The organism is Streptomyces sp. NPDC041191 (assembly GCF_055591945.1).
The window spans coordinates 183,779-201,512 of sequence record NZ_JBVIZC010000008.1 but is presented as its reverse complement, the minus strand read 5'-3'; the positions used below and the strand labels follow the sequence as shown (position 1 = coordinate 201,512).

At 73.4% G+C, this 17,734-nt stretch carries 14 protein-coding genes; 5 read left to right on the top strand and 9 right to left on the bottom strand.

Features of this window, described 5'->3' with window-relative positions; all coding sequences use genetic code 11:
* The first annotated feature begins 18 nt into the window (after positions 1–18).
* Positions 19–2,529, top strand: coding sequence for a DEAD/DEAH box helicase (locus ACZ6AQ_RS17795; protein ID WP_468760610.1), 2,511 nt, complete (start codon positions 19–21; stop codon positions 2,527–2,529).
* Here ACZ6AQ_RS17795 and ACZ6AQ_RS17790 read toward each other — a convergent pair.
* From ACZ6AQ_RS17790 to ssd, 7 genes are all read right to left on the bottom strand, one after another.
* Entirely contained in the window at positions 2,438–3,019 is a 582-nt protein-coding gene (locus tag ACZ6AQ_RS17790) for an Rv3654c family TadE-like protein (protein ID WP_468760609.1), read from the bottom strand. The two genes, ACZ6AQ_RS17795 and ACZ6AQ_RS17790, sit on opposite strands and share 92 nt — an antisense overlap.
* Positions 3,016–3,450, bottom strand: coding sequence for a TadE family type IV pilus minor pilin (locus ACZ6AQ_RS17785; RefSeq protein ID WP_468760608.1), 435 nt, complete (start codon positions 3,448–3,450; stop codon positions 3,016–3,018). The genes ACZ6AQ_RS17790 and ACZ6AQ_RS17785 overlap by 4 nt, the downstream gene beginning before the upstream one ends.
* Positions 3,437–3,685, bottom strand: coding sequence for a DUF4244 domain-containing protein (locus tag ACZ6AQ_RS17780; RefSeq protein WP_468760607.1), 249 nt, complete (start codon positions 3,683–3,685; stop codon positions 3,437–3,439). The genes ACZ6AQ_RS17785 and ACZ6AQ_RS17780 overlap by 14 nt, the downstream gene beginning before the upstream one ends.
* A 110-nt stretch (positions 3,686–3,795) precedes the next feature.
* Positions 3,796–4,566 carry a type II secretion system F family protein gene (locus ACZ6AQ_RS17775; RefSeq protein ID WP_468760606.1) on the bottom strand — a complete coding sequence of 257 codons (771 nt, stop codon included), beginning with the start codon at positions 4,564–4,566 and terminating at the stop codon, positions 3,796–3,798.
* On the bottom strand, positions 4,563–5,432 hold the full coding sequence (locus ACZ6AQ_RS17770; RefSeq protein ID WP_468760605.1) for a type II secretion system F family protein: 870 nt from the start codon (positions 5,430–5,432) through the stop codon (positions 4,563–4,565). Before ACZ6AQ_RS17770 ends, ACZ6AQ_RS17775 begins: the two co-directional genes overlap by 4 nt.
* On the bottom strand, positions 5,429–6,604 hold the full coding sequence (locus tag ACZ6AQ_RS17765; protein ID WP_468760604.1) for a TadA family conjugal transfer-associated ATPase: 1,176 nt from the start codon (positions 6,602–6,604) through the stop codon (positions 5,429–5,431). Before ACZ6AQ_RS17765 ends, ACZ6AQ_RS17770 begins: the two co-directional genes overlap by 4 nt.
* Positions 6,601–7,836 carry a septum site-determining protein Ssd gene (gene ssd / locus ACZ6AQ_RS17760; protein ID WP_468760603.1) on the bottom strand — a complete coding sequence of 412 codons (1,236 nt, stop codon included), beginning with the start codon at positions 7,834–7,836 and terminating at the stop codon, positions 6,601–6,603. The genes ACZ6AQ_RS17765 and ssd overlap by 4 nt, the downstream gene beginning before the upstream one ends.
* A 450-nt stretch (positions 7,837–8,286) precedes the next feature.
* Between ssd and ACZ6AQ_RS17755 the strand changes: the two genes are divergently transcribed.
* Positions 8,287–9,159, top strand: coding sequence for an HAD family hydrolase (locus ACZ6AQ_RS17755; RefSeq protein ID WP_468760602.1), 873 nt, complete (start codon positions 8,287–8,289; stop codon positions 9,157–9,159).
* A gap of 331 nt (positions 9,160–9,490) precedes the next feature.
* Here the strand turns inward: ACZ6AQ_RS17755 and ACZ6AQ_RS17750 are convergent, their stop codons facing one another.
* The gene (locus tag ACZ6AQ_RS17750) at positions 9,491–10,309 is read right to left on the bottom strand and encodes a Fic family protein (RefSeq protein ID WP_468760601.1); all 819 of its coding nucleotides are present in this window, start codon (positions 10,307–10,309) and stop codon (positions 9,491–9,493) included.
* 102 nt (positions 10,310–10,411) lie between these two features.
* Between ACZ6AQ_RS17750 and ACZ6AQ_RS17745 the strand changes: the two genes are divergently transcribed.
* On the top strand, positions 10,412–11,398 hold the full coding sequence (locus tag ACZ6AQ_RS17745; protein ID WP_468760600.1) for an ATP-binding protein: 987 nt from the start codon (positions 10,412–10,414) through the stop codon (positions 11,396–11,398).
* A 28-nt stretch (positions 11,399–11,426) separates the two neighbouring features.
* On the opposite strand, the gene ACZ6AQ_RS17740 is transcribed toward ACZ6AQ_RS17745, so the two are convergent.
* Positions 11,427–12,755 (bottom strand): polysaccharide deacetylase family protein, encoded by a 1,329-nt coding sequence (locus ACZ6AQ_RS17740; protein WP_468760599.1) that lies wholly within the window; start codon positions 12,753–12,755, stop codon positions 11,427–11,429.
* A gap of 304 nt (positions 12,756–13,059) precedes the next feature.
* Here ACZ6AQ_RS17740 and ACZ6AQ_RS17735 point away from each other — a divergent pair, with 304 nt between their 5' ends.
* Entirely contained in the window at positions 13,060–15,519 is a 2,460-nt protein-coding gene (locus tag ACZ6AQ_RS17735) for a SulP family inorganic anion transporter (RefSeq protein ID WP_468760598.1), read from the top strand.
* Between the two features lie 190 nt (positions 15,520–15,709).
* A complete protein-coding gene (gene acs, locus ACZ6AQ_RS17730; protein ID WP_468760597.1) occupies positions 15,710–17,716 on the top strand; it encodes an acetate--CoA ligase in 2,007 nt (668 codons plus the stop codon).
* Positions 17,717–17,734 lie beyond the last annotated feature (18 nt).

Sequence of the window (17,734 nt, the reverse complement as noted above, 5' to 3'; positions counted from 1 at the left end):
AACGGATCGCCAGCCGCGATGGCATTCAATCACTTACCAGCAGCCATGCACGACGCCTTGGGAGCATTGTCCGTCATGGCAGTGACACACTCGATGCCAATGCCCAGGAATCACCGACCCACTCGTCCCGCCGAGGACAAAGGCGGCCGCCCTTCTCCCGGCCTGGTCCTCGACCGGCTCTCCTCGGGTGAGAGCCGGGCCGCGCGCATCACTCATACGGAGCACATGCCCGCCCGGGCGGGCCGTCATGCGGTCTGGCCGGACCGCATCCGTCCGGAGGTGATCGCCGCGATCCAGGCGGCCGGGATCGAGCACCCCTGGGCCCATCAGGCGGAGGCCGCCGAGCACGCCCTCGACGGCGAATCCGTGGTGATCGCCACCGGCACCGCCTCGGGCAAGTCGCTCGCCTACCTCGCCCCGGTCCTCACGACCCTCCTGGACGGCTCCGAGGCCCCCAACGGCCGAGGGGCGACCGCCCTGTACCTCGCGCCCACCAAGGCACTCGCCGCCGACCAGCGACGCGCCGTGCGGGAGCTGTCCACCCCGCTCGGCAACCGGATCCGCCCCGCCGTCCACGACGGCGACACGCCGGTGGAGGAACGCGAGTGGATCCGGCAGTACGCGAACTACGTGCTGACCAACCCCGACATGCTGCACCGGAGCGTCCTCCCCTCCCACCCCCGGTGGTCCTCCTTCCTGCGCGCCCTGCGCTACGTCGTGATCGACGAGTGCCACACCTACCGGGGCGTCTTCGGCTCCCACGTCGCCCAGGTACTGCGGCGCCTGCGCCGGATCTGCGCCCGGTACGGCTCCGAGCCGGTCTTCCTCCTCGCCTCGGCCACCTCCGCCGACCCCGCCCGGGCCGCCGGCCGCCTCACCGGCCTCCCGGTCACCGAGGTCTCCGACGACGCCTCGCCCCGCGGCGAACTGGTCTTCGCCCTGTGGGAGCCGCCGCTGACCGAGCTGCGCGGCGAACGCGGCGCGCCCGTGCGCCGCACCGCCACCGCCGAGACCGCGGACCTGCTGACCGACCTGACCCGGCAGGGCGTCCGCTCGGTCGCCTTCGTCCGGTCCCGGCGCGGCGCCGAACTGATCTCGGTGATCGCCCAGGAACGGCTGGCCGAGACCGACCGTGCCCTCTCCCGCCGCGTCGCCGCCTACCGCGGCGGTTACCTGCCCGAGGAGCGCCGCGCCCTGGAGCGGGCCCTGCACTCCGGGGAACTCCTCGGCCTGGCCGCCACGACCGCCCTGGAGCTGGGCGTGGACGTCTCCGGCCTGGACGCCGTCCTGATCGCCGGCTACCCGGGCACCCGGGCCTCCCTGTGGCAGCAGGCGGGCCGCGCCGGCCGTTCCGGCGAGGGTGCCCTCGCGATCATGGTCGCCCGGGACGACCCGCTGGACACCTTCCTGGTCCACCACCCGGAGGCGATCTTCGATCAGCCGGTCGAGTCGACCGTCCTGGATCCCGACAATCCCTACGTCCTCGCCCCCCATCTGTGCGCCGCGGCCGCCGAGCTGCCGCTGACCGAGCCGGACCTGGCCCTCTTCGGCCCGGCCGTCCCCGACCTGCTGCCCCAGCTGGAGACGGCGGGCCTGCTGCGCCGCCGCTCCACCGGCTGGTACTGGACCCGCCGCGAACGGGCCGCCGACCTCACCGACATCCGGGGCGGCGGAGGCAGCCCCGTCCGGATCGTGGAGGCCGGGACCGGCCGCCTCCTCGGCACGGTCGACGAGGCGGCCTCCCACACCGCCGTCCACGAAGGCGCCGTGCACCTCCACCAGGGCCGCACCTACCTGGTGCGGGAACTCGACCTCAAGGACTCCGTCGCCCTCGTGGAAGAGGCCGTCCCGCCGTACTCCACCACCGCCCGCGACACCACCTCCCTCGCCGTGCTCGACACCGAGACCGAGGTCCCCTGGGGGGCCGGCCGCCTCTGCTACGGCTCCGTCGAGGTCACCAACCAGGTCGTCTCCTTCCTCCGCCGCCGGCTGATCACGGGCGAGGTGCTGGGCGAGACCAAGCTCGACCTGCCGCCCCGCACCCTGCGCACCCGGGCCGTGTGGTGGACGGTCACCGAGGACCAGCTCGATGCCGCCCGGATCACGCCGGAGATCCTCGGCGGCGCCCTGCACGCCGCCGAGCACGCCTCCATCGGCATGCTGCCGCTCTTCGCCACCTGCGACCGCTGGGACATCGGAGGCGTCTCCGTACCGCTCCACCCCGACACCCTGCTGCCCACCGTCTTCGTGTACGACGGGCATCCGGGTGGCGCGGGCTTCGCCGAGCGGGCCTTCCACACGGCCCGCGCCTGGCTGACCGCCACCCGGGAGGCCATCGCCTCCTGCGAGTGCGAGGCGGGCTGTCCCTCCTGCATCCAGTCCCCGAAGTGCGGCAACGGCAACGACCCCCTCCACAAGCGCGGCGCGGTCCGCCTCCTCACGGAGTTCCTCCGGGAGGCCCCGGGCCCCACGGAGGAACCGGGGGGCCCGGAAGTCCCGGGGAGCCAGGGGCTTCCGGAAGTCCCGTAGAACCCGGGGGCTCCAGGAGCGCCGCCGGATCGGGAGGCGCCGCCGGACCAGGGAGTTCCACCGGAGCGGGAAGCGCCGCCGGAAGAGGTTCGGACGGGCCCGCCCGGGATCTGACCTCCGGCCGGTACGGGCCGCGTACGACCCGCGCGGTCACCTCGGCCAGCTCACCCCGCACCGCGCACCGCACCAGCTCGGCACCCTGGGCGCCGGCCACCCGGGAAGCGGCGGCGCACGCCTCTGCCTCGCCCCGGAGGGCCCGGTCGGCGGCGGCGAGAGCGGCCATGTCGGCTGCCCCGCCCGCCCGGTGCCTGGCCGCCGTCGCCTGGCCCAAGGCGAGCACCGCCCCGAACACCACGCACAGCGCACAGGCCGCGAACGCCGCCCACACGGTCGCCGCGCCCCGGTCGCCCGCGTCGGTACGGGCCTGGCCACGGCGGGGGGCCCGAGTCCGGACACGGACACGTCCGCCGTCCCGTTCGCCGGCCGTCATGAGCGGCCCCCGCCGTCGGGGTCACCGGGCCGCGAAGCCCGGAAATCCACGCCTTCGTCCTCCTCGGGCATCGCCGGTTCCGTGTCCTCCGCGAGCGCCGCCGCGTCCGCCCGCAGGGTGAGTCCGAGGCCCCGGGGGCCCGGGGCCGGCACCTCCACGGTCACCCGCCACAGCTCCCCCGTCCGGATCACCGACACCCGGGCGCCCTCGGGCGCGGCGGCCCGCGCGGCTCCCTCGGCGGAGGCCACCGGTTCCGAGCGGGCCGCCATCCGCGCTCCCGCCCGCGCCGCGTCCACGCACCGGATCTGCGCGGCGGCCGCGGCCAGTCCCCAGAGCAGGGTCACCGTGAACAGCGCCAGGACGGGGAGGACCAGCGCCGCCTCCACGGTCACGAAGCCCCGGTCGGACGGGCTCCGGTCAGAACGGCGCATCGAGGGCCCTTCCGATCACCGATTCCAGGGCCCCCGAGACCGCCCCGCTGGTCACGATCTTGTAGAGCACCGCGGCGAACGCGGCCGCGGCGATCGTCCCCACCGCGTATTCGGACGTGGTCATTCCCGTGTCACGACGCGACGCTTCCCGCCGCGCCCGCCACCACTCGCCGACCCGCGCCTTGCTCGCCGTTACTACCGTCCCCGCGGTCCCCGCCGCCGTCACCGTTGCCATGTCGTTCTCCTCGTTCCGTTTCACCTTGTCGCGTTCATCGTTTTTGTCGTGTTTGTCGTGCCCGGGTGCCGTTTCCGGACGTGGTGTCCGTCGCCGCGCACGCCCCCTGCTCATCGGCCCAGCAGCCCCGTCGCGAGGCCGATCACCACCGGGGTCACCCCCACCGCCAGGAAGGCCGGCAGGAAGCAGAGCCCCACGGGTGCGCTGATCAGGACCTGGGCCCTGCGCGCTCTCGCGGCCGCCGTACGGGAGCGAGCAGCCCGCAGCGCGGTGGCGTACCGGGCCACGGCCTCCGCCGAGGGAGCTCCCGAGGAACCGGCCCGCTCCATGCAGCGGGCGAGCCCCGCGGCGCCCTGTATCGCGCCGAACCTTCCCCACACCTCGGCCGGATCGCCCCCCAGGCGCAGTTCGGCGGCCGTGCGGGCGAGGCGCTCTCCGAGCGGGCCGCCCAGCGACCGGCCCACCGCCTCCGCCGCCTCGCCGGGGCCGGCCCCCGAAGCGGCACACGCCGCCAACAGGTCCGCCGCCAGTGGAAGGTGGCGTACCGCCTCTTCGCCGTCCGGCGCCTCCGGTGCCCGCCGTCGAGGAATCCGCCCGCGTACCCCGCAGGCCAGCAGGGCTCCGGCGCCCAGGCCGGCGATCCCGCCGAAGAGAGCCCAGCCGAGTCCGGCCACCGCGAACGGCACCGCCCAGAGGCCCACCCACGGCGGTGGTCCTCTCCGGATCCGCCGCTGACGCGGGGGCGACGTCCCCATGAGGCTTCTCGCCCGTCGGCGCGTCCGACGTGCCCGCACCTCGCGCAGGGCCTCCCGGACGATCCGCCCGCACAGGTACACCGCGACCGTCACGAGCACCGCCGGTCCGAAGCCGTTCGCCGTCATGCCCGTTCCCCTCCTCGCACGATCCGCGCGGCCCACCACAGTCCGGCCGCCTCCAGGGACCCGCCCAGGGCCAGGCAGCCCAGTCCCGCCGGGGTGTGGAGCAGTACGCGCAGCGGTTCGGCTCCGAGCGCCGCGCCGAGGGCGAGTCCCGCCGCCGGGAGCAGCGCGAGGACGGTCACCGTGGCCCAGGCGCCGGCCAGCTCGGCCCGCAGCCGCTCCCGCTGCTCGTGGTGGCCCCGCAGGGCCCCCTCCAGACGGTCGAGTCCGGCGGCCAGGCCCGCGCCGCCGTCCACGGCCACCTGCCAGCAGGCCGCCATGCCCGCGAGACCGTCGGCCCCGTCCTGCCGGGCCGCTCTCCGCAGCGCCTCCGGTACGTCCCCGCCGAATCGCGCCGCCGCGAGCACCCCCGCCTCGTCACCGTCCAGGGCGCCCGTCTCCCGGGCCGCGAAGGACAACGCCTGTGCGGGCTGCCACCCGGCCCTCAGCTCTCCGACGACCGCCCCGCACAGGGCGACCACCCGTTCGGCCCGTGCCTCGCGCTCCCTCCGCCGTCCGGCGGCCCGCAGGCGCCGTGCGACCAGGGGCACTGCGAGCGCTCCCGCCACCAGTGGCAGCGGCGACTCGCCGAGCAGGGCGAGGATCCCGGCCGCCGGCAGGCACAGCCACGCGCGCCGCTCCCGCGACAGGACCCACCGTCGTGCGACCGTCGCCCGCCACGCCGCGACCCGGCCGCGCCCTTCGGGCACTCCGCCCCTCAGCACCGTCCGCGCGCGGGCGGTCCCGCGCCGCCGCTCGACCGTCCGCCACAGGGCGAGTCCCGCGCAGAGCACCGCCGCACAGCGCGCCGGCTCCAGTACCGCCGTCACCGCGCCCCCCTTCCGATCAGCGCGTCCAGCCGCGCCCAGCCCCGCTCCCGCTCGAATCCGGACGTGCCCCAGCGCAGCGCGGGAACCGTCCGGACCAGCCCGTCCCGGTCGCGCTCCAGGACGTGGATCTCGGCGATCCGCCGCCGGCCGTCCCGGTCCCGGGCGAGGTGAAGCACGGCCGAGAGCCCGGCGCCCAGCTGGCTGTGCAGGGCGGCCCTGTCGAGTCCGGCTGCCGTGCCCAGCGCTTCGAGCCGCGCCGGAACGTCCGCCGCCGTGTTGGCATGAAGCGTTCCGCACCCTCCCTCGTGACCCGTGTTGAGGGCCGCGAGGAGGTCCACGGCCTCCCCTCCCCGCACCTCGCCGACCACCAGCCGGTCCGGCCTCATCCGCAGCGCCTGCCGGACCAGGTCCCGCAGGGTGACGAGCCCGGCGCCCTCCTGGTTGGCGGGCCGCGCCTCAAGACGGACCACGTGCGGATGGTCCGGTCGCAACTCGGCCGAGTCCTCGGCGAGCACGATCCGCTCCCGCTCCCCGACCAGACCAAGGAGGGAGGCGAGGAGCGTGGTCTTCCCCGTTCCCGTACCGCCGCTGACCAGGTACGACACACGGGAGTCGATCAGGGCTCGCAGGACCGGGGCTCCGCCGGGCGGCACCGTGCCCGCCTCGGCCAGCTCCTCCAGGGTGAAGGCGCGCGGGCGCACCACCCGGAGCGACAGGCAGGTGGAGCCGACCGCCACCGGCGGCAGCACCGCGTGCATGCGGGTGCCGTCGGGGAGCCGGGCGTCCACCCAGGGCCGGGCGTCGTCGAGCCTCCGTCCGGCGACGGCCGCGAGCCGTTGCGCGAGTCTGCGCACGGCGGCGGCGTCGGGGAAGGACACCGGGGCCCGTTCGAGGCCGGTCCCCCGGTCCACCCACACCAGGTCGGGCGCGGAGACCAGGACGTCGGTGACCGCCGGGTCGGCGAGCAGGGGTTCCAGCGGTCCGGTACCGATCAGCTCGCACCGCAGCTCCTCGGCGGCTCCGAGGACCTCCGCGTCACCGAGCAACCGGCCCTGGGCCCGCAGCGCCGCCGCGACCCGGGCCGGAGTGGGCTCGGCCCCACTCGCCGCGAGCCGCTGCCGCACGGCGTCGAGGAGCCCCGCGCCACCGCCCTCGCCCCAGGCCCCGGTCACGCCGCACCGCCGGGCGTGAGCACGCGCTCCCAGAAGGCGGCGCAGAACCGGCCGAGCGGTCCCCGGGGCTCGGCGCCCGGGGGCACCCCCGCGTCCTGGTCCGCCACGGCCCCCGGGTCGTAGGGAAGCTCGCCGGCGAGGGGCAGCCGCAGCGCGTCGGCGATCCACCGTTCGTCGAGTCCCGCCGCGTACGGACCGCGCGCCACGACCCGCAGGTCGCGCACGGTCACGCCGAGGGCGGAGGCCGTCCGGTGGGCCGCCGCGACGGCCCTCAGCTCCCCGGGGACCACGAGCAGTCCGAGGTCGAGCTGGGCGAGGGCCTCGGCGGTCGGCTCGCCGCCCCCGCGCGGCAGGTCAACCACGACGACCCCGCCACGGCGTCGTGCGGCGGCGAGCACGGACCGTACGGCCGCGGGCGGCACCGGTGCTGCGGGCTCCCTTCCCCAGCTGAGCATCCGGACCCCCCGTACCGACGGCAGGGACTCCTCCAGGGCGCCTCCCGCCAGCCGGCCCTTCGACGCCGCGAAGTCGGGCCAGCGCCTGCCCTCCTCGCGTTCGCCGCCGAGCAGCACGTCGAGACCGCCGCCCAGCGGGTCGCCGTCGACGAGCAGGGTGCGCTGCCCGGTCCGAGCGGCGGCGAGAGCGAGGGCGCAGGCCAGGGTGGAGGCGCCCGCTCCTCCCCGGCCGCCGGCGACGCCGACCGTCAGCGCCTGCCGGCCCGCACCCTCGGCGGCGTCGGCGATGCGGTCGACGAGAAGGCTCTCGGCGTCCGGAAGCCGCAGCACGCACTCCGCGCCGATCTCGACGGCCAGCCGCCACATCTCCGGATCGTCCTGTTCACGGCCGACGAGGACGACCCCGGGCCGTCGCACGGCTCCCCGGCACCGGGCCGCGGAGTCGTCGCCGATCAGGACGAGGGGCGGGTCCGTCCAGTCCGCCCGTCGTTCGGGCACCCGGTGGTGTACCTCGGGATCGACCCCGGCCGCCGCGCACAGCCGGAGAAGGTCGTCGAGCAGTTCGAGATCCTCGGTGACGATCAGCGGCCCGGCCCGGTGCGTCTCGTCGGCCCTGGGCTCCCCGCGCGCTCCCGTGTGCCGGGCTCCCGGGCTTCCCTCCGCCGTGCCGTGCCTCCTCACCGAGGACGCCCCGCCGGGCGCCGGGCCCGGTGGAGAGTCCCACCTCGCGCCCTCGGTCCCCGTGGTCCCGACGCCGGAAGTCCTGGATGCCCCCATGGCACATGCTCCTCTCGTGATTCCTGCCGTCCGCGAACGCGCGACAGGAATCACCGTGGGGTCACCGCGGAAATCATGGGGGCCCCACCGAAAAACTGTGGATAAGGGTGGCCCTGTGAATAACTTCGCCACCCTGCCGGAGCCTGTCCGGAACGCAGCGCAGCAGTTACTCTGAGTGAGAAATCAGAGTCATGTCGCCCTGCGGGCCGATCCACGGCCAGGAGGTGGAAAGAAGGGAGAAGGCGATGCCGTACCGACCGAAAACGGCTCCGGACATGCGACGACCCCCGCCGGGGGGGAGAGCGGGGGTCGTCTTCTCCGGCCGACTCGGGGGGGGAGGAGTCGGACCGGGGTAGCACGGTCGCGAACGATCCGTGACTTCCATGGTGTACCCGAGAGGCTTCTCAGGCAAACCCACGCGCTCCAGCGTACGCCGAATGGCGGGCACCTATGCTCGGGGTCGTGGAAAACCACTCCTTGCCACGCACGGCCGCCTTCTTCGACCTGGACAAGACGGTCATTGCGAAGTCCTCGACGCTGACCTTCAGCAAGTCCTTCTACCGGGGCGGGCTGATCAGCCGCCGCGCCGCCCTGCGGACGGCCTACATCCAGTTCGTCTTCCTGGTGGGCGGGGCCGATCACGACCAGATGGAGCGGATGCGCGAATATCTTTCCGCGCTCTGCAAAGGCTGGAACGTCGCCCAGGTGAAGGAACTCGTCGCCGAGACCCTTCACGCACTGATCGATCCGATCATCTACGACGAGGCGGCCTCCCTCATCGAGGCCCATCACGCCGCCGGCCGGGACGTGGTCATCGTCTCGACCTCCGGCGCCGAGGTGGTCGAGCCCATCGGCGAGATGCTCGGCGCCGACCGGGTCGTCGCCACCCGGATGGTGGTCGGCGAGGACGGGTGCTTCACGGGAGAGGTGGAGTACTACGCCTACGGGCCGACGAAGGCCGAGGCGGTCCGGGGACTGGCGGAGTCGGAGGGCTACGACCTGTCGCACTGCTACGCCTACAGCGACTCGGCGACCGACATTCCCATGCTGGAGGCCGTGGGCCACCCGCACGCGGTCAATCCCGACCGGACCCTGCGTCGCGAGGCCGCCGCCCGGGAGTGGCCGATCCTTGTCTTCGACAAGCCGGTCCGGCTCAAGCAGCGGCTTCCCGCGTTCCGGATGCCGCCCCGGCCCGCCCTGGTCGCCGCGGCGGCCGTGGGGGCGGCGGCGGTCGGGGCCGGGATCGTCTGGTACGCCGCCCGGCGCCGACGGGCCGTCCCCGCCGCCCATCGAGCCGCCGCCTCCGCCCGGATCCGACCCTGAGGAAGAGAAGCGGAACCAGCACTTTCGCTTCTACCTCGGGAGGAGTAAAAAGGAATCAGGCCCGCGAGACCTGAGGCATCCGAGAGGATCTCCTGTTGAGCAAGAAGGCCCCACGGACCTAGCACGGAAATCCGGCACCCACGCGACGTCGACCCGTCGATTACGGGCCAGCCGCACCAGGCCACGGGCAAAGCACCCGGCCTGATGGGCATCCATCGAGGACGCTTGGTAACCGGACGGACGTGCCGGCGGCGGTACCTGAAGAGGTACCGCCGCACCCCTTTCCGGGGACGGCCCCGGGGCCCCGGACCGGGAGGTCCGTGAGGGTTCCTCAGGCCGCGCCGCGCTGGAGCGCCTCGCAGACGGCGGTCGACTCCCGGACCCCCAGCCCGACCGAGCGCCCGCAGTGCGCGATCCAGCCACCCACGCCGTCCGGGGTCCCCGACAGGTACCCCTCGAACGCGGCGAGGTACGCCGCCCGCCCCTGCTCCGCGTGACCGACCTCGGCCGGGCAGATCGCCTTGGGGTCGAGACCGCTGCCGACCAGCACGATCCGCTCCGCGGCCCGGGCGACCAGGCCGTTGTACGAGGTGAAGGGGCGCAGCGCGAGCAGTTCGCCGTGCACCACGGCGGCCGTCACGAGCGCCGGGGCCTCGCCGCCCGCGACGATCAGCTCCGCGAGGCCGTCGAGCCGCCCGGCCACCTCCGCGGGCGTCGGAACGGGGCCTTCGAGCAGCGGTTCGTCGACCGTCTCGCCGTCCAGCCGGGGCCGGCCCACCGAGTCGCCCGGATCTCCGGCGGCGACCAGGTGGAGCCGGGCGAGCACCCGCAGGGGCGACTGGCGCCAGATGGAGAGGAGCTGCCCGGCCTCGGCTCCCAGGCGCAGGGCGGCGCCGACCGTGCGGGCCTCGGGATCACCACTGAAGTCCGTGCGCCGCCGGACCTCCTCCAGTGCCCAGTCGGCACCGGACAGGGCCGCCGAACCACGCGCCCCGCGCAGCGCCGCCTCGGAGGAGATCTCGTTGCTGCGGCGGCGCATCACGCGGTGGCCGTAGACCCGGTCGACGGCCTTGCGTACCGAGTCCACCGCTTCGGCGACGCCCGGCAGGGAACCGAGGGCGGCCAAGGGGTCAGAGGCGTGCGTACTCATAAGGAGGGAGGCTACGCGCCCCGGGGCCCCGCCCCACGATGGAGTGGTCTTCTTCACGCATACCGACCACGAGGTGCGACCATGCCGCTACCCTAGGTGAACATGAAGATCGCTTTCGTGGGGAAGGGCGGCAGCGGCAAGACCACGCTGTCCTCGCTCTTCATCCGCCACCTCGCCGCCAACGAAGCCCCCGTCGTCGCCGTGGACGCCGACATCAACCAGCACCTGGGGGCCGCCCTCGGCCTCTCCGAGGCGGAAGCCGCCGCACTGCCCGCGATGGGCGCGCACCTGCCCCTCATCAAGGAGTACCTCCGGGGCACGAACCCGCGGATCGCCTCCGCCGACACGATGATCAAGACGACACCCCCCGGGGAGGGATCCCGGCTGCTGCGGGTCCGCGAGGACAACCCGGTCTACGAGGCGTGCGCGCGTCCGGTCCCGCTCGACGACGGCGAGATCCGGCTGATGGCCACCGGCCCCTTCACGGAGTCGGACCTCGGGGTCGCCTGCTACCACTCGAAGGTGGGAGCGGTGGAACTCTGCCTCAACCACCTGGTCGACGGCGTCGACGAGTACGTGGTCGTCGACATGACGGCGGGCTCGGACTCCTTCGCGTCCGGTCTCTTCACCCGCTTCGACATGACCTTCCTGGTCGCCGAACCCACCCGCAAGGGGGTCTCGGTCTACCGCCAGTACAAGGAGTACGCGCGGGACTTCGGCGTCGCGCTCAGGGTCGTCGGCAACAAGGTGCAGGGCCAGGACGACCTGGACTTCCTGCGCGAGGAGGTCGGCGAGGACCTGCTCGTGACCGTGGGCCACTCGGACTGGGTCCGCGCGATGGAGAAGGGCCGCCCGCCCCGCTTCGAACTCCTGGAGGCGGAGAACCGCATGGCCCTCCAGGCCCTCCAGGACGCGGCGGACGACTCGTACGCCCACCGCGACTGGGAGCGCTACACGCGCCAGATGGTCCATTTCCACCTGCGCAACGCGGAGAGCTGGGGCAACGCCAGGACCGGGGCCGACCTGGCAGCGCAGGTCGACCCCGGTTTCGTGCTCGGCGAGCCGGTGGCCGTCCCGCAGTCCGGCTGACGGTTTGCGCCCGGGGGTGCGGCGCCGGTCAGCCCTCCGACCGGGGGGCCGTGCCCGCCGGAGCACCCGCCGGGACCGCGGGCGACGCGGGTGACACGGGCTTCGCCGGCTGGGGGGCGAGGAAGTTCTTCCAGCCGGCCGCCGGGGCCTCGCCGACCTTGAGGGTCCTCATCTTGGCGATGACGTCGGGGTCCTGGGCGTCGAGCCAGTCGGCGAGCTGGCGGAAGGAGACGCACTTGACGTCCTTCTGCCCGCAGACCTTGGCGATCGTCTCCTCGACGGCCCGCATGTACGTGCCGCCGTTCCAGGACTCGAAGTGGTTGCCGATGATCAGCGGTGCGCGGTTGCCCCGGTAGGAGCGCTCGAACGCCTGGACCAGGCCGTCCCGCATCTGGTCCCCCCAGTACCGGTGCTGGGAGGGGTCGCCCTGGGTGGTGCCGGGCGACTGGTTGACCAGGAAGTTGTAGTCCATGGACAGCGTCTGGAAGGCGCGGCCCGGGACGGGCACGAGCTGCAGCGACAGGTCCCAGAGACCCATGTCCTTCTTGGGCCAGATCTGGTCGTTGACGCCGCTGGTGTCGTAGCGGAAGCCCATCTGCGCCGCCGCCCGGACAAAGTTCTTCCGTCCCTCCAGACAGGGGGTGCGGGCGCCGACGAGTTCCTTGTCGTAGTCGAAGGGCAGCGGCGGCTCGGTGCGCAGGCCCGCGTTCGTCTTCCAGGTCTTGACGAAGGACTTGGCCTGGTTGATCTCGCTCTTCCACTCCTCGACGGACCACGTGCCCACACCACCGTCGGCGCCGCAGAAGTGTCCGTTGAAGTGGGTGCCGATCTCGTTGCCGTCCTGCCACGCCCCGCGGAGCTCGTGGACGGTGGCGCGGATGCCCTCGACATCGTTGAATCCGATGTCCGAGCGGCCCGCGCTGTGCTGGGGCGGGTCGTAGAGGTTCCGCTTCTCCTCGGGCAGCAGGTACACGCCGCTGAGGAAGTAGGTCATGGTGGCGTTGTACTTCTTGCCCACCTCGCGGAAGTGGGAGAACAGTTTCTGGCTGTCCTCGCCCGCGCCGTCCCACGAGAAGACCACGAACTGCGGTGGCGTCTCCCCCGGCTTGAGGCGTTGCCACACCGGCTGGCGGGGCTGGGCGCCGGTGAAGGCGGTCGATCCGTCGCCGATCAGACGGGGCGCCGTTCGCGGGGCCGCGGCCTGGCCCTTCTTGGCGCCCGCGCCACCGGCGGGCGTGCCCCCCGCGGTGTCGTCGGAGCCCGAGCACCCGGCGAGACCGGTGATCAGGGTGACGGTGAGGGCGCCGGCGGCGAGCGTCCTCTTCTGAGCAGTGGTCCTTCTCCCGGCGGCTGTCATCCGCCCACCTCTCCTCGATTCCGTGCGAGCGGCGTCAACGTCGCACCGCGACCGTCGGAGAGATGAAACGACAAGCTGAAGAACGGCCTCCTACCACCGGATCGGGTGAACCATTGCCCTATTTGCCCGTAAAGTCGCCCCCGCATCTTTACTCTCCATTACGATTCATTTACCGAGCGTTGATCTTCCATTCGAGAGATCCCGCCGGGAATCCCGCCGCTGTACGCCGTGATCCCACGGCCGCGAGCCCCCCGCGCTCGTCCCGCACGAGCCGCGACCGCGCTGCCCCGGAGGAGACGGGAACATGACTCTCTGCCCCCCTGACCGCACGACCACCAGGCCCCGCGTCCAGCGGCCCCACAGCCCCCCGGGCGGGCCGCGCCGCTTCCGTGTCGCCGGCGCCGACCTGTCCGCGTCCGTCGCCGTCTTCCTGATCGCGCTGCCGCTCTCGCTCGGCATCGCACTCGCCACCGGAGCCCCGCTCCAGGCCGGTCTGGTCGCCGCCGCCGTCGGCGGCCTCGTCGCCGGCCGCTTCGGCGGCTCCCCGCTCCAGGTGAGCGGCCCCGCCGCCGGACTCACCGTCGTGACCGCCGAACTCATCCAGCTCTACGGCTGGCGCACCACCTGCGTCATCACCGTTCTCGCCGGCCTCGCCCAACTCGGCCTCTCCGCACTGCGCGTGGCCCGTTCGGCGCTCGCCGTCTCACCCGCGATCGTGCACGGCATGCTGGGCGGCATCGGCGTCACCATCGCCCTGGCCCAGCTGCACATCGTGCTCGGCGGCACCCCCCAGAGTTCCGCCGTGGACAACGTCCTCGGACTGCCCGCCCAGTTGGCGCGCGTCCAGCCCGCCGCCCTCACCGTCAGCGCGTTCACCGTGGCCGTACTCCTGTGCTGGCCCCGACTGCCGGGCCGGACGGGGAGATACGCACGGAAGGCCCCGGCCGCACTCGTCGCGGTGGCGGGTGCGACGGCCGTGGCGACGCTCGCCGGACTCGCCGTGCCCCGCGTCGACCTGCCGTCCTGGAGCAGCCACGCCCTGCCCGGAACGCCCGAGGGACCGGTCCTCGGCATCGCCGCCGGCGTCCTCACGATCACCCTGGTCACCAGCGTGCAGTCGTTGCTCTCCGCCGTCGCGGTCGACAAGCTCGTCGCCGCCCGCCCCGACCACGGCCTGGGCATCCCCCGCACCGCTCTCGACCGGGAACTCGCGGGCCAGGGCGCGGCCAACGTGGTCTCCGGCGCGCTCGGCGGACTGCCGGTGGCCGGAGTCGCGGTCCGCAGCGTCGCCAACGTCTCGGCGGGCGCGGTGAGCCGCGCCTCCACCATGCTGCACGGCCTGTGGATCGTGCTCGCGGCCCTGCTGCTCGTGCCCGTGCTCGACCTGATCCCGCTGCCCGCACTCGCCGCACTCGTCATGGTCGTCGGCATCCAGATGGTCAGCATCACCCACATTCGCACCGTCACCCGCCATCGCGAGGCCGTCGTCTACGCGGTGACGCTCTCCGGAGTCGTCCTCGTCGGCATCCTGGAAGGCGTCGCCCTCGGCATCGCCGCGGCGGTCGCGGTCGCCCTCCACCGCCTCTCCCGCACCCGGATCACCCGTGAGGAACGGGACGGGCGTCAACTGCTGCGCGTCCGGGGCCAGCTGACCTTCCTCGCCGTACCCCGGCTGAGCCGGGCGCTGCACCAACTGCCGCAGGGCTCCGACGTGGTGGTCGAACTGGACGGTTCCTTCATGGACCACGCGGCCTACGAGGCGCTGAGCGACTGGACGTCCGGGCACCTCGCCCACGGGGGCACGGTCGAGACGACCGGCCCCTCCGGCACCCGGATCGCCGCTCCCTCTCCCGGAACCACCCCGCACCCCTGCTGCCGCCCCTGGAACCCGTGGCACAACCACCAGTGCGGGCAACGACCGGGGGAGGAGGACGAGGGGGCCGGCTCCGGTGGCGAGCGGTCCGCGTCCCGGGCCGCGCCGGGTCTGAAGCTGGCGAGCGGCATCGGCAACTTCCAGCGGAACACCGCCCCGCTCGTACGGGACGAGCTCGCCCGGCTCGCCCGGGAGGGCCAGCGCCCCTCGCAGCTCTTCCTGACCTGCGCCGACTCCCGCCTGGTCACCAGCATGATCACGGCGAGCGGCCCCGGCGACCTCTTCACGGTGCGCAACGTCGGCAACCTCGTCCCGCTCCCCGGCGAGGAGAGCGGGGACGACTCCGTGGCGGCGGCCATCGAGTACGCGGTGGACGTGCTGCGGGTCGAGTCGATCACCGTCTGCGGCCACTCGGGGTGCGGCGCGATGCAGGCCCTCCTGAACGGCGGTCCGGACGACCCTCCGTCCCCGCTCCGCCGCTGGCTCCGGCACGGCAGACCCAGCCTGGAACGGATGGCGAGCAGACGCCACGTCTGGGCCCGGATCGCGGGACGCCTCCCGGCCGACGCGGCCGAGCAGCTCTGTCTGACCAACGTGGTGCAGCAGCTGGAGCACCTGCGGGCGTACGAGTCGGTGGCGCGCCGGCTCGCCGACGGCAGTCTCACGCTGCACGGAATGTACTTCCATGTGGGCGAGGCGCAGGCGTATCTGCTCGACGGCGCGGACGGGCCGCACGGCCACGACGCCTACGACGACGTCTTCACGCGCGTCATGCCGACCGCGCTCCCGGCCGCACCGGAGGCCGGGCCGGCTGCCCGCCCCCCGGCCGGCCCCCTGGTCGACCCCCCGGCCGACCCGGTGGCCCGGCTGGAGACGGCGCGCGCCTCCTGAGCGGGCGCCCCCTCCCGGGCACGCGCCCCGGGGCGCCCGCGCCCTGAACCATCGGCTCCGTCCGTTCGTGGAACCGTATGGCCCCTTCTCCCCTCCCGCTCGGGCGGAAGGGGCCACCCACGCCAGGCACTCATAGGTCTAAACCAATTTCCTGGTTGCTCTTGTCACCCGGGCATCTGACTGATGAGCTATGACGCGGGACACATACGCACATGAGGACGCCCTGGGAAAGGGAGATGTCGTGAGCAACGAAAGCCTGGCCAATCTGCTTCGCGAGGAGCGCCGCTTCGCGCCGCCCGCCGAGCTGGCGGGGAACGCCAATGTGACGGCGGAGGCGTACGAGCAGGCCAAGGCGGACAGGCTGGGCTTCTGGGCCGAGCAGGCCAAGCGCCTGACCTGGGCCACCGCGCCGACCGAGACCCTCGACTGGTCGAACCCGCCGTTCGCCAAGTGGTTCGCGGACGGCGAGCTGAACGTGGCGTACAACTGCGTCGACCGGCACGTCGAGGCCGGTCACGGCGACCGGGTCGCCATCCACTTCGAGGGCGAGCCGGGCGACAGCCGCGCGATCACCTACGCCGAACTCAAGGACGAGGTCTCCAGGGCCGCCAACGCCCTGATCGAGCTGGGCGTCCGCAAGGGCGACCGGGTCGCCGTCTACCTGCCGATGATCCCCGAGGCGGCCATCACGATGCTGGCCTGCGCCCGTGTCGGCGCCGCCCACTCGGTGGTCTTCGGCGGCTTCTCGTCCGACGCGGTGGCCTCCCGCATCCAGGACGCCGACGCCAAGCTGGTCGTCACCGCCGACGGCGGCTACCGGCGCGGCAAGCCGAGCGCCCTCAAGCCGGCCATCGACGAGGCCGTCGCCAAGTGCCCGCAGGTCGAGCACGTCCTCGTGGTCCGTCGCACGGGCCAGGACACCGCCTTCACCGAGGGCCGCGACGTCTGGTGGGACGACATCGTCGCCCGCCAGTCCGCCGAGCACACCCCGGAGGCGTTCCCGGCGGAGCACCCGCTCTTCATCCTCTACACCTCGGGCACCACGGGGAAGCCGAAGGGCATCCTGCACACCTCAGGCGGCTACCTCACCCAGGCCGCCTACACCCACCACGCCGTCTTCGACCTCAAGCCGGAGACCGACGTCTACTGGTGCACCGCCGACATCGGCTGGGTCACCGGCCACTCGTACATCGTCTACGGCCCGCTGGCCAACGGCGCGACGCAGGTCATGTACGAGGGCACTCCGGACACCCCGCACCAGGGCCGGTTCTGGGAGATCGTGCAGAAGTACGGCGTCACCATCCTCTACACGGCGCCCACCGCGATCCGCACGTTCATGAAGTGGGGCGACGGCATCCCCGCAAAGTTCGACCTGTCCAGCCTCCGCGTGCTCGGCTCGGTCGGCGAGCCGATCAACCCCGAGGCGTGGGTCTGGTACCGCGAGCACATCGGCGCGGGGAAAACTCCGGTCGTGGACACCTGGTGGCAGACCGAGACCGGCGCGATGATGATCTCGCCGCTGCCGGGCGTCACCGAGGCCAAGCCGGGTTCCGCCCAGCGCCCGCTGCCGGGCATCTCCGCCACCGTCGTGGACGACGAGGCCAACGAGGTGCCGAACGGCGGTGGTGGTTACCTGGTCCTCACCGAGCCGTGGCCGTCGATGCTCCGCACCATCTGGGGCGACGACCAGCGCTACGTGGACACGTACTGGTCCCGTTTCGAGGGCAAGTACTTCGCGGGCGACGGCGCCAAGAAGGACGAGGACGGCGACATCTGGCTGCTCGGCCGGGTCGACGACGTCATGCTCGTCTCGGGCCACAACATCTCCACCACCGAGGTCGAGTCGGCGCTCGTCTCCCACCCGGCGGTGGCCGAGGCGGCCGTCGTCGGCGCCGCCGACGAGACGACCGGCCAGGCGATCGTCGCCTTCGTGATCCTGCGCGGTACGGCGAACCAGGCCGACAGCCTCGTGGGCGAACTGCGCGACCACGTCGGCGCGACCCTCGGCCCGATCGCCAAGCCGAAGCGCATCCTGCCGGTGGCGGAACTCCCGAAGACCCGCTCGGGCAAGATCATGCGCCGTCTGCTGCGCGACGTGGCGGAGAACCGGGAGCTGGGCGACGTCACCACGCTGACCGACTCCTCGGTCATGTCCCTCATCCAGACCCAGCTGCCGGCCGCCTCCAGCGAGGACTGAGGCCCGGCGGAACTCCGT